This window comes from Streptomyces caelestis, from assembly GCF_001279005.1.
Classification (GTDB): domain Bacteria; phylum Actinomycetota; class Actinomycetes; order Streptomycetales; family Streptomycetaceae; genus Streptomyces; species Streptomyces heliomycini.
This window is the reverse complement of sequence record NZ_LGCN01000040.1, coordinates 41,768-55,124: the sequence shown is the minus strand read 5'-3', so window position 1 is coordinate 55,124 and position 13,357 is coordinate 41,768. Positions and strand designations below refer to the sequence as shown.

The 13,357-nt window shown below is 71.8% G+C and carries 12 protein-coding genes; 4 read left to right on the top strand and 8 right to left on the bottom strand.

What is annotated here, in order from left to right; translation table 11 throughout:
• Positions 1 to 6: 6 nt before the first annotated feature.
• Together cpaB and ADK41_RS04605 are read right to left on the bottom strand one after the other, a co-directional pair.
• On the bottom strand, positions 7 to 714 hold the full coding sequence (cpaB, locus tag ADK41_RS04610; protein WP_030830435.1) for a Flp pilus assembly protein CpaB: 708 nt from the start codon (positions 712 to 714) through the stop codon (positions 7 to 9).
• An 80-nt stretch (positions 715 to 794) separates the two neighbouring features.
• Positions 795 to 1,628, bottom strand: a complete 834-nt coding sequence (locus tag ADK41_RS04605; RefSeq protein ID WP_030830432.1) for a hypothetical protein — start codon at positions 1,626 to 1,628, stop codon at positions 795 to 797.
• Positions 1,629 to 2,033: 405 nt separating this feature from the next.
• On the opposite strand from ADK41_RS04605, the gene ADK41_RS04600 reads away from it, so the two are divergent.
• The 3 genes from ADK41_RS04600 (at position 2,034) to ADK41_RS04590 (ending at position 5,769) form a co-directional block, all read left to right on the top strand.
• Positions 2,034 to 3,743 carry a chitinase gene (locus ADK41_RS04600; RefSeq protein ID WP_030830427.1) on the top strand — a complete coding sequence of 570 codons (1,710 nt, stop codon included), beginning with the start codon at positions 2,034 to 2,036 and terminating at the stop codon, positions 3,741 to 3,743.
• A gap of 158 nt (positions 3,744 to 3,901) precedes the next feature.
• The gene (locus ADK41_RS04595; RefSeq protein WP_030830424.1) at positions 3,902 to 4,411 is read left to right on the top strand and encodes a SigE family RNA polymerase sigma factor; all 510 of its coding nucleotides are present in this window, start codon (positions 3,902 to 3,904) and stop codon (positions 4,409 to 4,411) included.
• Between the two features lie 83 nt (positions 4,412 to 4,494).
• Entirely contained in the window at positions 4,495 to 5,769 is a 1,275-nt protein-coding gene (locus ADK41_RS04590; protein WP_030830422.1) for a hypothetical protein, read from the top strand.
• Positions 5,770 to 5,788: 19 nt separating this feature from the next.
• Here the strand turns inward: ADK41_RS04590 and ADK41_RS04585 are convergent, their stop codons facing one another.
• On the bottom strand, positions 5,789 to 7,111 hold the full coding sequence (locus ADK41_RS04585; protein WP_030830420.1) for an Nramp family divalent metal transporter: 1,323 nt from the start codon (positions 7,109 to 7,111) through the stop codon (positions 5,789 to 5,791).
• A gap of 195 nt (positions 7,112 to 7,306) precedes the next feature.
• On the opposite strand from ADK41_RS04585, the gene ADK41_RS04580 reads away from it, so the two are divergent.
• Positions 7,307 to 8,647 carry a M14 family metallopeptidase gene (locus ADK41_RS04580; protein ID WP_030830418.1) on the top strand — a complete coding sequence of 447 codons (1,341 nt, stop codon included), beginning with the start codon at positions 7,307 to 7,309 and terminating at the stop codon, positions 8,645 to 8,647.
• Here the strand turns inward: ADK41_RS04580 and ADK41_RS04575 are convergent.
• The 5 genes from ADK41_RS04575 to ADK41_RS04555 form a co-directional block, all read right to left on the bottom strand.
• Positions 8,644 to 9,246, bottom strand: a complete 603-nt coding sequence (locus ADK41_RS04575) for a hypothetical protein (RefSeq protein ID WP_037804649.1) — start codon at positions 9,244 to 9,246, stop codon at positions 8,644 to 8,646. The genes ADK41_RS04580 and ADK41_RS04575 overlap by 4 nt on opposite strands.
• A gap of 83 nt (positions 9,247 to 9,329) precedes the next feature.
• Positions 9,330 to 10,817 carry a GntP family permease gene (locus ADK41_RS04570; RefSeq protein WP_030830414.1) on the bottom strand — a complete coding sequence of 496 codons (1,488 nt, stop codon included), beginning with the start codon at positions 10,815 to 10,817 and terminating at the stop codon, positions 9,330 to 9,332.
• Positions 10,818 to 10,942: 125 nt separating this feature from the next.
• A complete protein-coding gene (locus ADK41_RS04565) occupies positions 10,943 to 11,353 on the bottom strand; it encodes a RidA family protein (RefSeq protein WP_030830412.1) in 411 nt (136 codons plus the stop codon).
• Entirely contained in the window at positions 11,350 to 12,114 is a 765-nt protein-coding gene (locus ADK41_RS04560) for an IclR family transcriptional regulator (protein WP_030830410.1), read from the bottom strand. The genes ADK41_RS04565 and ADK41_RS04560 overlap by 4 nt, the downstream gene beginning before the upstream one ends.
• Positions 12,111 to 13,343, bottom strand: coding sequence for a sugar kinase (locus tag ADK41_RS04555; RefSeq protein WP_030830407.1), 1,233 nt, complete (start codon positions 13,341 to 13,343; stop codon positions 12,111 to 12,113). Before ADK41_RS04555 ends, ADK41_RS04560 begins: the two co-directional genes overlap by 4 nt.
• Between the last annotated feature and the right edge of the window lie 14 nt (positions 13,344 to 13,357).

Genomic DNA, 13,357 nt, shown 5'->3' with positions numbered 1-13,357 from the left:
GGCCTCTCACTTGTCCTTCGCGAGTTCGTACGTCCGCTGCGAGTCCGGGACGGTGCCGTCGGTTCCGGGCGCGACCAGCGCGAGGCGGACCCGCCGGGCGAACGACTCGGCGTAGGTGATGCGCTGGGCGTCGCCGGCGGACAGCGCGAAGGTGATCGGGACGGCGTCGGTGGGCTCCCGGTCCCGGTCGTTCTCGTCGGGCCGGAGGGCGGTGAGCCGGCCCACGTCGAGGACCCTGGCGTTGGTCACGATGATCCTGGACTGGTCGGGGTCGCCCTCGCGCTCGCCCTCGAAGGTGGCGTAGACGTTGACCGAGGAGCCCGGTGTGATCTTGCCGGCCACGCCGGTCGCCGCGTCGATCATGATGGCGACCTCCTGCTGTCCCGGCCGCAGGGCGGGCTGGTTCACGATCATGTCGCTCTGCAGCAGGGAGCCCTCCCGCAGGTCGGTCACGGCGATCTTGCCCCGGATCTCGTCCAGGTCGGTGACGGCGTTCTTCGACAGCCACCGCTCGGGCATCTCGATCTTCTCGAACTGGCCGGTACTGAGGGGGGTGTAGGGCGCCACGTTCGTCTTCAGCCGGTACGCGGTGACCTCGGGGCCGACCTTGGACTCCACGTCGCTGATGACGGAGAGCACGCCGGCGAACGCGCCCAGGGCGCACAGGACCGACAGGAGCAGGAGTATCACGCCGCGGCGCTGACGGGAGTTCATGAACCGTGCAACCTCATCGGGGATATCGGTCGGGCGGGATCGGGCGGGGGCGAGCGGTGGTCGGGCGGGGGCGAGCGGGGTCAGGTGCCCCGGGTGAGGGCCGGCGTGCCCTCGGGTGCGGGCGGTACGGCGGAGCAGAACACGCACCGGTCGCCGATGACGTCGATGCCGCACCAGTGGCAGCTGCCGCGTCGTACGGAGGTGACCAGCTGGTACAGGACGGACAGGTCGGGCAGGTAGGTGCAGAACTCGATGATCCTGCCGGTCCCCCACCAGCCGGGGGACTCGGCGGGCAGCGGTGTCTCGCGCAGGCCCTGGACCTTCCAGGCCGGGGCCAGGGTGGTGGTGACCCAGTCGGACGGGAGCCGGCCCTTGGCGACGAGCATCCAGGTGCCGAACTCGGGGCCGTCGAGGGAGGCGTCGGGGCCGAGGCGGACGAGGCGCGGCTGCGGGTGGGCGAGCACGGCGAACTGGCTGCCGGGCATCCAGGACTTGGCGTGCTGCTTCAGGTCGACGGGGACGCGGTCGAGGCGGGCGACGGAACCGAGCAGGGCCCCGCAGTGGATGTAGTGGATCAGCAGCCGGCCGGCGGAGGCGAGGACGCCGGGGCTGAGGTCGCAGGAGGCGAGCTGCCGTAACTGGCGGGCCAGGACGGCCAGTCCGAGCGGTGGCAGATCGGGGCTGAAGAGGGCTATCCGGTCGCTCTCCAGCAGCGAGCGCAGGGTGTGCAGGCGTCGCCGGACGGCGGTGGGGGCGGCCCGGGAGCAGACCACGATGACGTGCCCGTGGTGCTCGATGAGCATCTGCAGCTCGGACAGGACCTGTTCGAGCGGGCGGGTGTCGACGTCCCGCAGCACCGCGGCGGGCAGGGTGCGTTCGTCCTGGGCCGGCAGCGCCATGTCGGCGCCGGTCACGGCGATGGCAGTTGGCACGCGCGGCTCCCCGTTCTCCCAGGCCCCTCGGCCCATCGGGCGTCACTCCGATGCTCCCCGGTGACTTCACTGCGTGACTACGTCAGCACTGTATCCGCGGGTCTGTGACCGGAGAACAGCGTTTGAGCAGCCGAACGACAACTACTGATGCACAAGGCGCGCCAAAACGGGACACGTCGAGCATCTCGCCGGTCCCGTCCGGGACCCGGGGGTGTGGCTCCCCGTGCACCGCCTTGACGCCGGGCGGCACCCCGGGACCGTTCCACCGGTCGATTCCGGTCTGGACCTATTGACAACACGATTGGTCTGGACCACCTTGTGCTGCACACGGTGGCCACCGTCGCCCGCTCCTCTCCTCCCCCCTCTTCTCCCCCACCGGAGGCCTCCATGAACCGCGCACCAGGAACGCCCGTTCGACGCAGACGTCTCTGGACCGGAGCCTTCGTCTCCGCCCTCGCCCTCGCCCTCCCCCTCGCCGGCGCGGGCCAGGCGTCCGCGGCGGACGTCGACAACGCCAGGAACGCCGGCTTCGAGGCGGGCCTGGGCGGCTGGACCTGTTCGGCGGACAGCGGCACGACCGTCTCCTCCCCGGTCCACGGCGGCACGGCCGCGCTCAAGGCCACACCCGCCGGGCAGGACAACGCCCGCTGCGCCCAGACCGTCGCGGTGAAGCCGAACTCCACGTACCGGCTGAGCGGCTGGGTGCGGGGCGGGTACGCCTACCTGGGCGTGACCGGCACCGGTACGACGGACGTCTCCACCTGGACCCCGGACTCCGGCAGCTGGAAGCAGCTGTCGACGGGCTTCACCACCGGCTCCTCCACCACCTCGGTCACGGTCTACACCCACGGCTGGTACGGCCAGGCCGCCTACTACGCGGACGACCTGTCGGTGTTCGGCCCCGACGGGGGCGGCGGCGGTGACCCGGAACCGACGGTCCCGGGCACACCGGGCGGTCTCGGCGTCTCCGGCACGACGTCCTCGTCGGTGTCCCTGGCCTGGAACGCGGTGTCGGGGGCCACGGGCTACACCCTCTACCGCGACGGTGCGAAGGTGACGGCCGTGTCGGGCACGTCGGCGACCGTGACCGGGCTCGCGGCCGCGTCGTCGTACTCCTTCCAGGTCGCGGCGGTCAACGCGGCGGGCGAGTCGCCGAAGTCGGCGGCGGTGACGGCGCGGACGAAGGAGAGCGGCGGAGGCGGGGGCGGTGACCTGCCCCGGCACGCGGTGACCGGGTACTGGCAGAACTTCGACAACGGTGCGGCGGTGCAGCGCCTCTCGGACGTGCAGAGCGCCTACGACATCATCGCGGTCGCCTTCGCCGACGCCACCGGCACACCGGGCGCGGTCACCTTCCACCTGGACTCGGCGGGCCTGGGCGGCTACACCGTGGACCAGTTCAAGGCGGACGTCCGGGCCAAGCAGGCGGCCGGGAAGAAGGTCATCATCTCGGTCGGCGGCGAGAAGGGCACCGTCGCGGTGAACGACCCCGCCTCGGCGACGAACTTCGCGGACTCGGTGTACGCCCTGATGCGGGAGTACGGCTTCGACGGCGTCGACATCGACCTGGAGAACGGCCTCGACCCGACCTACATGACGCAGGCGCTGCGCGCCCTGTCGGCGAAGGCGGGCCCGGACATGATCCTGACGATGGCGCCGCAGACCATCGACATGCAGTCGACGTCCGGCTCGTACTTCCGTACCGCGCTGAACGTGAAGGACATCCTCACGGTCGTCAACATGCAGTACTACAACAGCGGTTCCATGCTGGGCTGCGACGGCAAGGTGTACAGCCAGGGCTCGGTGGACTTCCTGACCGCGCTCGCCTGCATCCAGCTGGAGGGCGGTCTCGACCCGTCCCAGGTGGGCCTGGGCCTGCCGGCCTCGACGCGGGGCGCGGGCAGCGGCCACGTCTCGCCGACGGTGGTGAACAACGCCCTGGACTGCCTGACGAAGGGCGTCCACTGCGGCACCTTCAAGCCGTCGAGGACCTACCCGTCGCTGCGGGGCGCGATGACCTGGTCCACCAACTGGGACGCCACGGCCGGCAACGCCTGGTCCGACGCGGTGGGCCCGCACGTCCACGCGCTGCCGTAGCCGGCGCGACGCCCGTCGTCCGCCCCCGCCCACGTCACCGTGGGCGGGGGCGGCCCCGTTCCGCCGTGAGGTCCGTATGAAACATTCTCCCCGCCCCACCGCATCAATGAGGTGAAGGCGGCGGACACGGGACCGGACGAACACAGGGGGCACGGCACATGAGACAGGCGCGGGCGGACGAGTACGCCGAGTTCGCGGCGGCGCGGGCCGGCCACCTGTACCGGTCCGCGTGTCTGCTCACCGCCGGGGACACGCACCTGGCCGAGGATCTCGTGCAGGAGACCTTCGGGCGGCTGTACGTCCGCTGGGGACGCGTCTCCCGGGTCGGGAACCCCGCCGGGTACGCGCAGACCGTGCTCACCCGGACCTTCCTCGCCCACCAGCGGCGGCGCAGCAGCCGTGAACGGGCGACGGACGTGTTCCCGGACCTGCCCGGCGCCGGGGACGGGGACGCCTCACTGCGGCTCACGCTGCTGGACGCGCTGGCGCGGCTGCCCGCCAAGGACCGGGCCGTCGTCGTCCTGCGGTACTGGGAGGACCGGTCCGTCGAGGAGACCGCCGACGTCATGAACGTCAGCTCGGCGGCCGTTCGGACCCGCTGTTCCCGGGCGCTGGGCAGGTTGCGCGAACTGCTCGGCGAAGATCTCACGGAGTACGCCGGAACCTGACGTCTCCGGAGCCCGTTGTCCCCCCGTTCCCACTCCCCACTTCGGCTCTCACTTCTCCCACCATGCGGAAAGGGTGGTTCGCCATGCCCGAAAACCAGCATCAGGAACCCTTCGAGGAACGGCTCTCCGCCGCGCTGCACGAGACCGGCGGAGGCTTCGACGCCGACCGTTCGGCCCTCGTCGCCGGTGGGCGGGCCCGCGGACGGCGGGCGCTGACGCGGCGCCGGGCCGGGGTGCTCGGCGGGGTCGCCGGGGTCGCGCTGGTCGGGGTGGGCGGGGCGATGTTCCTGCCGCAGGGGAACTCCGACGGATCGGACGTCTCCGCCGCGGCCACCGGGGCCGCCTCCCGGCCGTCCGCGTCGGCCGCCGCCTCCGCCCCGGCTCCCGTGTCCGGCGACACCCTCCTCGACCGGCTCAAGGAGCTGCTGCCCGAGGGCGAGTTCAGTCGGGAGGAGGCCCGCGGGACGGCCGACGAACCGGGGCCGTACGCGTCTCTCGTCCACGACGACGGGCGGGGTGCCGCCGCGATCACCGTGGGGTTCGACCGGGTGGAGCCGGGCGGTGCCCAGGTCCGGCAGCTGACGCGGTGTCCCGACGAGACGTTCGTCCCCTACGACGACTGCTCCTCCACCCGGCTGTCCGACGGCTCGCTGCTGCGGCTGCTCAAGGGGTACGAGTATCCCGACAAACGCGTCGACACCAAGTACTGGTCCGCCGACCTGGTCACGGCCGAGGGGCAGCACGTCAGCGTCGGCGAGTGGAACGCTCCCGCGCAGAAGGGCGCGCCGGTCTCCCGTGCGGAGCCGCCGCTGTCGGCCGAGCAGCTGGAGGAGGTCGTCACGGCCGAGGTGTGGCGCCGGGTGGTGGACGCGATCCCCGAGACGCCGGAGCCCGCCGGGGGCGCCCCGACCGCCGACCTGCCGCCGGCCGCCTCCGGCGAGGACGTCGGCAGGACGCTGGCCGGGTTGCTCCCGGAGGGACTGGACGTGGTCAGGAAGGGTGACCCGGAGGGCGATTTCGCCTACGTCGTGGTCGACGACGGCCGGGGCGAGAGCCTCGTCCAGGTCAACGTCCAGCACGGCATGGGCGACATCGCCGGAGAGCTCTACACCGACGGCGAGACCCTGCCCGACGGCACCCGCGTCGCCGTCCGGCAGGGGAACGGGGACGACCGGGTCGCCGGAGTCCTGATGTGGACCGCCGACACCCTGCGGCCCGGCGAGGACGGCTTCCGCGTGGTGATCAGCGCTTTCAACAACGGTGCCGCGCACGCCGAGCCGTCCCGCGCCACCCCCGCGCTGACCGTCGACCAGCTGCGGGAGATGGCGCTCAGCCCGGAGTGGGACGAGCTGCGGTAGGGCCGGCGGTCCGTGCGGGTCAGAAGAACTCCGACCACGGCTGGTCCCGGACCTGCTTGACGCAGAGGACCAGGAACAGCAGGCCGGCGACGGCCAGCATGGTGTTGCTGAGGGGGCCGTTGCGCCACTCGCGCGGTGTGCGGCTCGAGTTGAGGAGCCAGAGCAGGGTGAGGGCGAGGAAGGGCATGAAGGCGGCGCCCAGGACGCCGTAGACGATGATCAGGCGGAAGGGCTGGCCCTGGAAGAGCAGGATCATGGGCGGGAAGGTGAGCCAGAGCAGGTAGGCGCGGAAGGCCCAGGAGCGTTCGCGGCGGCCGGAGGCCAGCTCGTCGCCGCGCGCCTCCCGCTCGCCCCGCCGCCGGGCCAGGAAGTCGGCGAACATCAGGCTCACCCCGTGCCACACGCCGATCAGGGAGGTGAAGGAGGTGGCGAAGAAGCCGATCAGGAAGAGCTTGCCGGTGGCCGGTCCGTACTGCCGCTCCAGGACGTCGCCGAGCTGGATCAGGCCCTTGTCGCCGCTCGCGATCGCGATGTTCGCCGAGTGCAGCAGCTCGGCGCCGACGAGGAGCATCGCGATGACGAAGACGCCGGTGGTGGCGTAGGCGACCCGGTTGTCCAGGCGCATGACCTTCATCCAGCCGGTGTTCGTCCAGCCCTTGGCGTTGACCCAGTAGCCGTACGCCGCCAGCGTGATGGTGCCGCCCACGCCGCCGATCAGACCGAGGGTGTTGAGGACCGAGCCCTTCTCGTCCGGGAGGACCGGGAGGAGGCCGGCGAAGGCGTCGCCGAGGTGGGGGGTGACGCGGACCGCCAGGTAGACGGTGACGGCGAACATGACGCCCACCAGGACCGTCATGACCTTCTCGAAGACGCCGTACTTGTTGAACCAGACGAAGACCAGGCCCACCAGGCCGCAGGCGATGCCCCACCCTTCGAGGTCCATCACGTCCGGGAAGAGCGCCTGCAGCGGCAGGGCGCTCGACGACATCGCCGCCGCGCCGTAGACGAAGCCCCAGATCACGGCGTAGACCGCGAAGAACCAGGTCGTCCAGCGGCCGAGGCTCGCCCAGCCGTCGAAGAGGGTGCGCCCGGTGGACAGGTGCCACCGGCCGCACGCCTCCGCGAGGGAGATCTTCACCAGACAGCCGACGATCGCGGCCCACAGCAGGGTGTAGCCGAAGTTGCCGCCCGCGACGAGGGTGGCCACGAGGTCGCCGGCGCCCACCCCCGTGGCCGCGACGACGATGCCGGGCCCGATGTGGCGCCAGAGGGACTGACGGGGAGCCGGTTCGCCCCCGAGTGGTACGCCGGTGTCTTCGATGTCGCCCGTGGTGTCCGCCATGGGGGTCAAGAAAGCCCATGGTCGCCGGTCGGACAAGAGGGCGTGCGGGGATCCCCACAGGATGCACCTGCCCGAGCGGTCGGCCGGATTCCCCACCTTGACCGGTCCATGTCACTCCGTGACGATGTCGGCACCGCACCACGCCCGCACCACGCACGTCGCCATGAACAACCCCACCTCCCACAAGGAGACTTCATGCGACTCCGCATCCGCGGCAGACGGCGCTCCGCCGCGCTCGCCACCCTCCTCTCCCTCGCCCTCGCGGCGCCGCTGTCGCTGACGGCGACCCGGGCCGGCGCGGACGGCGCCGACCGCCCCGCGCCCTCGGCCGAGGACGTCCGCCAGTACGAGATCCACCAGCGCACGAGCCCCGTGACCCGTACGGCGATCCAGCGCTCCGGCGTCACCGTGGACGAGGCCGACGAGGAGACCGTGGTGGTCTCCGGGCGGGCGGACCAGATCAAGGCGCTGCGGCGACAGGGCTACGAGGTCACGCCCCTGGGCGCCGCCCCCGACCGCTCGTCCGCCGCCGACGGCATGCGCCTGTTCGACTTCCCCTCGGCCGACTCCCGCTACCACAACTACGCCGAGATGAACGCGGAGATCGACCAGCGGCTGGCGGCGTACCCGAACATCATGAGCAAGCGGGTGATCGGCACGTCCCACCAGGGCCGGGACATCGTCGCCATCAAGGTCAGCGACAACGTGGCGAGCGACGAGAGCGAGCCGGAGGTCCTGTTCACCCACCACCAGCACGCCCGTGAGCACCTGACCGTGGAGATGGCCCTGTACCTGCTGCGCGAGCTCGGCGCGGGGTACGGCAACGACTCCCGGATCACCGGCATGGTCGACGGCCGGGAGATCTGGATCGTCCCCGACCTCAACCCGGACGGCGGCGAGTACGACATCGCCTCCGGCTCCTACCGCTCCTGGCGCAAGAACCGCCAGCCGAACTCCGGTTCGTCGTACGTCGGGACCGACCTGAACCGCAACTGGGACCACCGCTGGGGATGCTGCGGCGGCTCCTCGGGCTCCAAGTCCTCGGAGACCTACCGGGGTTCCGCCCCGGAGTCCGCGACCGAGGTGAAGGTCGTGGCGGACTTCGTGCGCAGCCGGGTCGTCGGCGGAGTGCAGCAGATCAAGGCCGGCGTCGACTTCCACACCTACAGCGAGCTGGTGCTGTGGCCGTTCGGCTACACCTACTCCGACACCACAACCGGGATGACGGCCGACGACCACGCCGCGTTCCAGGCCGTCGGCCGGAAGATGGCGACCAGTAACGGCTACACGCCCCAGCAGTCCAGCGACCTGTACATCACGGACGGGTCGATCGACGACTACCTGTGGGGCGCGCACAGGATCTTCGGGTACACCTTCGAGATGTACCCGGGTTCCGGCTCCGGAGGCGGGTTCTACCCGCCCGACGAGGTCATCGAGCGGGAGACCTCCCGCAACCGGGACGCCGTCCTGCAACTCCTGGAGAACGCGGACTGCATGTACCGCTCCATCGGCAAGGCGGCGCAGTACTGCGGTTAGGACGTCCGCTGCTTCGCGGCGCCGCCCTCGGCGCCGTCCGTGGCCTCCTCGGCCCCGGTCGGCTCCGTGTCCTCCTCGGCCGCCTCCGCGAAGTCGTCGGCGCCCTCCTCGAAGTACTCGTCCAGGACCGCGTCCAGAGCGGTGTCCCACTCGGTGAAACGGCTCCGGGAGTCGGCCTCGACCTCGAGGGGGTACCAACGGCTGTCGGGGGTGTGGACGGTGACCGTCCAGCGCTTGCCGAAGCGGGCGGTCTCCGTCTCCACCGCGCCGATCTCGTCCCAGCGGAACTCGCACTCCTGGTCGTCCAGGCGCAGTCGTACGCCCCTGTGGTCGGCGACGACCCGGGCGCGGCGGTCAAAGGCCTCGAAGACGGGGCCGTCGGGGGCCGCCTCCTCCTCGGGGGCGGCCCCCTCCCCGGCCCCGGCCTCCGCCTCGGCCACCGGCTCCGGGGCGTCGTCCTCCTCCGGGGCCGTGTCCTCCGGTTTCGCCTTCGCGTCCTCCTCCCGGCCGGACGCGGGCGAGGTGAGCCCGGGGATGAATGCCGGGTCGAAACCGGCGCCTTCCAGGGGCTGGCTGCTCGAACCTATGCGCTGCTCCACACCGCAGGAGTATGGTCGATAAACCTGTGCCGGACACGGCCGACCCCAACTTCGTTATCGGACGCCTACACAGGCGCCACGGCTCACACGACGAGGCTGAGCGCGGCGGCGACCACGAACCCGGCCACGGACAGCACGCTCTCCAGCACCGTCCACGTCCTGAGCGTGTCCCGCTCGCTGATGCCGAAGTACTTGGCGACCATCCAGAAGCCGCCGTCGTTGACGTGCGAGGCGAAGATCGAGCCCGCCGAGATGGCCATGATGACGAGCGCCACGAACGCCTGGGAGTGGTCGCCCTCGGCCAGCAGCGGGGCCACGATGCCCGCCGTCGTCACGATCGCCACCGTCGCCGAGCCCTGCGCGACCCGCAGCACCACGGAGATCAGGTAGGAGAGGACGATCACCGGGAGGCCGACGTCGTTGAAGGTGTCGGACAGCGCCTGGGCGACACCGCTGGCCTTGAGGACGGCGCCGAAGACACCGCCCGCGCCGACCACCAGCAGGATGTTGCCGACCGGCTTGAGGGAGGACGTGGAGACGGTCTCCAGGGACTTGCGGGACCAGCCGCGCCGGATGCCCAGCAGGTAGTACGCGAGGAACAGGGCGAGGGTGAGCGCCACGAAGGGGTGGCCGAAGAACTCGATGACCGAGCGGAGGGTGGAGGGGTCCAGCGCGATCGAGGAGAAGGTGGCCGCGAGGATCAGCAGGAGCGGCGTGCCGATGATGCCGAGGACCGTGCCGAGCGGCACCGGCGCCTCCCGCGGCTCGGCCCCGGAGGCGCGCTGCTCGGCGACGACGGCGTCCTTGGCCTCCTGCGCGGCCTCGACCATGTCCTGCGGTACGGGGACGAAGATCCGCTTGCCGATCCAGGCGGAGTAGACCCAGGCGGCGACGACGGCCGGCAGACCGCAGACGACGCCCATCAGGATGACCCAGCCCAGGTCCACGTGGAGCAGTCCGGCGGCGGCCACCGGGCCCGGGTGCGGGGGCAGGAAGGCGTGGGTGACCGAGAGGCCGGCGAGGAGGGGGAGGCAGTAGAGCAGGATCGACTTGCCGGAGCGCTTGGCGGCGGCGTACACGATCGGCGCGAGGACGAAGATGCCGACGTCGAAGAAGACCGGGATGCCGAAGATCAGACCGGTGAGGCCCATCGCGAGGGGCGCCCGCTTCTCGCCGAACAGGCCGAGCAGCCGGCCCGCCAGCACCTCCGCGCCGCCGCTGACCTCCAGGATCGCGCCGAGCATCGTGCCCAGGCCGATGATGATCGCGACATGGCCGAGGATGCCGCCCATGCCGGACTCGATGGTGGACACCGCGTCCGAGCGCTGGACCGTGCCGAAGAGTTCGGTGACCGACAGACCCGCCATCAGGCCGACGGCTATGGAGACGGCGAGCAGCGCGACGAACGGCTGGAGCCGGACCTTGATGATCAGGAAGAGCAGGAGCGCGATGCCGATGGCGGCGACGGTCAGCAGGCCCGCCGTGCCGTCGAGGAGGAGGAGCAGGCCTCCGGTGTGCGGTGGCGCCTCCGCGGCGGCAAGGGAGGCGAGCGGGAGGAACGGGTGGGACATGCGGGGGTCCTCTGGGTAAGTGCATGGGGCTTTCGGGCAGGGGGGATCGCGGCACGGCGTCCCAGGGGTGCGGGACGCCGTGCCGTGACGACGTACGGCGTGCGGGTGCGGGAAGGGCGCGCGGGTCAGCCGAGGACGGCGAGCGCGTCGATCTCGATGAGGAGGCCGGCGGGGAGACCGACGTAGACGGTCGTGCGGGCGGCGGGCGGCTGGGTGAGGCCCTGCTCCTCGAAGTAGGCGTTGTAGATCTCGTTCATCTCCGCGAAGTGGTCCACGTCGGTGAGGTAGACGCGGATCATCATCACGTCGTCCCAGCCCGCGCCGCCCTCTTCGAGGATCGCCTTGACGTTGGCGAGGGTCTGGAGGGTCTGCTCGCGCAGGGTCGGACCGGCGGGGGTGGGGGCCTTGCCCTCCTCGTGCGGGAGGAAGCCCACCTGACCGGCGACCTGGAGGATGCCGCCCTTGCGGACGCCGTGGGAGAACTTCGCGGGCGGGGCGGTGTGGGTGGCGGGGGTGAGCGCGGTCTTCTCGGTCATGCGGGGATGTCCTTCACTGGGGTTCTGCCGGAGTACTCGCCGCTGATCGCGTCCGCCGTACGGCGCACCAGCGGGAGCAGGGTGAGGAGTTCGTCGGCGGTGACGACGACGTTCGGCGCGGAGACCGACATCGCGGCGACCACCCGGCCGTCGGCGCCGCGGATCGGCGCGGCGACGCAGTTGATGGACTCCTCGTGGCCGCCGAGGTCGGTGGCCCAGCCCTGTTCGCGCACCTTGGCCAGTTCCTGGAGGAACGCGGTGGCGTGGGGTGTCGAACGGGACGTGTACATGGGGTAGTCGAGCTTCTCCGCGAGGACGCGGCGCTCGTGCTCGGGCAGGTCGGCGAGGAGCAGTTTGGCGACGGCCGCGACGGTGAGGGCGACCGGTTTGCCGATCCGTGAGTACATGCGGACCGGGTAGCGGCTCTCCACCTTGTCGATGTAGAGGACCTCGTTCTCCTCGTACACGGCGAGGTGGACGGTGTGTCCGCACTTCTCGTTGAGGCGTACGAGGTGGGCGTGGGCGATCTCGCGGACGTCGAGGTTCTCCATCGCCTCCTGGGCGAGGGCGAAGAGGCGGGCGCCGAGGCGGTAGCGCTGGTCGGACTGGCGGTAGACCAGGCCGTGCTCGTGGAGGGTGCGCAGGAGGCGGAGGGCGGTGGACTTGTGCACGTCCAGGCGGCCGGCGACCTGGCCGAGGTCGGCGGGGCCCTCCGCGAGCAGCGGGAGGATGCTCAGGGCGCGGTCTACGGTCTGGCTCATGGGGTGCGTGCCTCCTTCTCGGGCCCTTCGTGTTCATCGGCTCGGATCCAGCCGGGGCCGAGTCGCAGTCTCCCCCACGCGGTGTCGTCGAGGGCGGCGAGGCGGTCGGCGAGGGCGCGGGGCGGGGGCGCGGCGAGGTCGCCGGGGGTGGTGAGGGCGGCCGCGGCCATGAGGTGGCCGTGGCGCAGGCGGTCGCGTACGGGGAGGTCCCGGAGGGTCGCCGAGAGGAAGCCGGCGGCGAAGGCGTCGCCGGCGCCGGTGGTGGCGACCACGTCGACCTTCAGAGCGGGTTCACAGGTGCCCTGTGCCGGCGCTGGGCGGAGGCGGGTCGCGCGGCCCGGCGCCTGCGGGGCGCCGTCGCGCCCGCCCTCCCCCTCTCTCGGCTCCTCCCCCGCTCTCGGCTTCTCTCGAGCGGGGGGACCCCCGTCGCCCTGGGGGCGCCTCCCAGGCCCTTCCGGGCTCCGGGGGAGGCACGACTGCCCGCGGGGAGCGTGGAACACGACTGCCCCCCGTGCTCCTTGCTTGACGACCAGGATCTCCGGTTCGGGCAACGCCTCTCTGATCCGGGACGGGCCGCCCGTGACGCCCCAGGCCTGCTCCGCCTCGTCCTCTCCCACGAAGACGATGTCCGCGCCGCGCGCCAGGTCCAGGAGGACCTCCGGGCCGTGGGCGTCGCGCCACAGGCTCGGGCGGTGGTTCACGTCGAAGGAGACCAGGGGCCGGGCGGGGTGGGGGGCGGTCAGCTCCCGCAGCAGGTCCAGGCAGCCGGAGGAGAGCGCCGCCGTGATGCCGGACAGGTGCAGGACGCGTCCGGCGCGTACGGCGTCCAGGTCCACGCCGGCCGGCGACATCGCGGACGCCGCCGAGCCCGCCCGGTAGTACGCGACCTCGTGGGCGTCCGTGGCGCGGTCGCCGGCCGTGCGGAAGTAGACGCCGGTGGGGCGGGCCGGGTCGCGGCGGACGTGGGACACGTCGACGCCGTACCCGCCGATCGCCTCGACGAGGTGGTCGCCGAAGCCGTCGGCGCCGACCCGGCTGATCCACCGGGTGGTGTGGCCCGCCGCCGCGAGCACGCACGCCACGTTGGACTCCGCGCCGCCGATGCCCCGGTCGAAGGAGGGGACGTCGGCGAGGCGGCCCGGCCGGGAGGGCAGGAACGTCACCATGGACTCGCCGAGCGCGACGACGTCCACGACGTCGGGGGCGTTGCAGGGTCCGGTGGCGGTCACGATGGCGGGGCTCC

Coding starts and splice junctions, on each gene's coding strand:
- ADK41_RS04600 (WP_030830427.1), top strand. CDS start 2,034: ATGAACCGCGCACCAGGAACGCCCGTTCGACGCAGACGTCTCTGGACC.
- ADK41_RS04560 (WP_030830410.1), bottom strand. CDS start 12,114: ATGAGCCAGACCGTAGACCGCGCCCTGAGCATCCTCCCGCTGCTCGCG.
- ADK41_RS04580 (WP_030830418.1), top strand. CDS start 7,307: ATGCGACTCCGCATCCGCGGCAGACGGCGCTCCGCCGCGCTCGCCACC.
- ADK41_RS04565 (WP_030830412.1), bottom strand. CDS start 11,353: ATGACCGAGAAGACCGCGCTCACCCCCGCCACCCACACCGCCCCGCCC.
- cpaB (WP_030830435.1), bottom strand. CDS start 714: ATGAACTCCCGTCAGCGCCGCGGCGTGATACTCCTGCTCCTGTCGGTC.
- ADK41_RS04570 (WP_030830414.1), bottom strand. CDS start 10,817: ATGTCCCACCCGTTCCTCCCGCTCGCCTCCCTTGCCGCCGCGGAGGCG.
- ADK41_RS04590 (WP_030830422.1), top strand. CDS start 4,495: ATGCCCGAAAACCAGCATCAGGAACCCTTCGAGGAACGGCTCTCCGCC.
- ADK41_RS04595 (WP_030830424.1), top strand. CDS start 3,902: ATGAGACAGGCGCGGGCGGACGAGTACGCCGAGTTCGCGGCGGCGCGG.
- ADK41_RS04585 (WP_030830420.1), bottom strand. CDS start 7,111: ATGGCGGACACCACGGGCGACATCGAAGACACCGGCGTACCACTCGGG.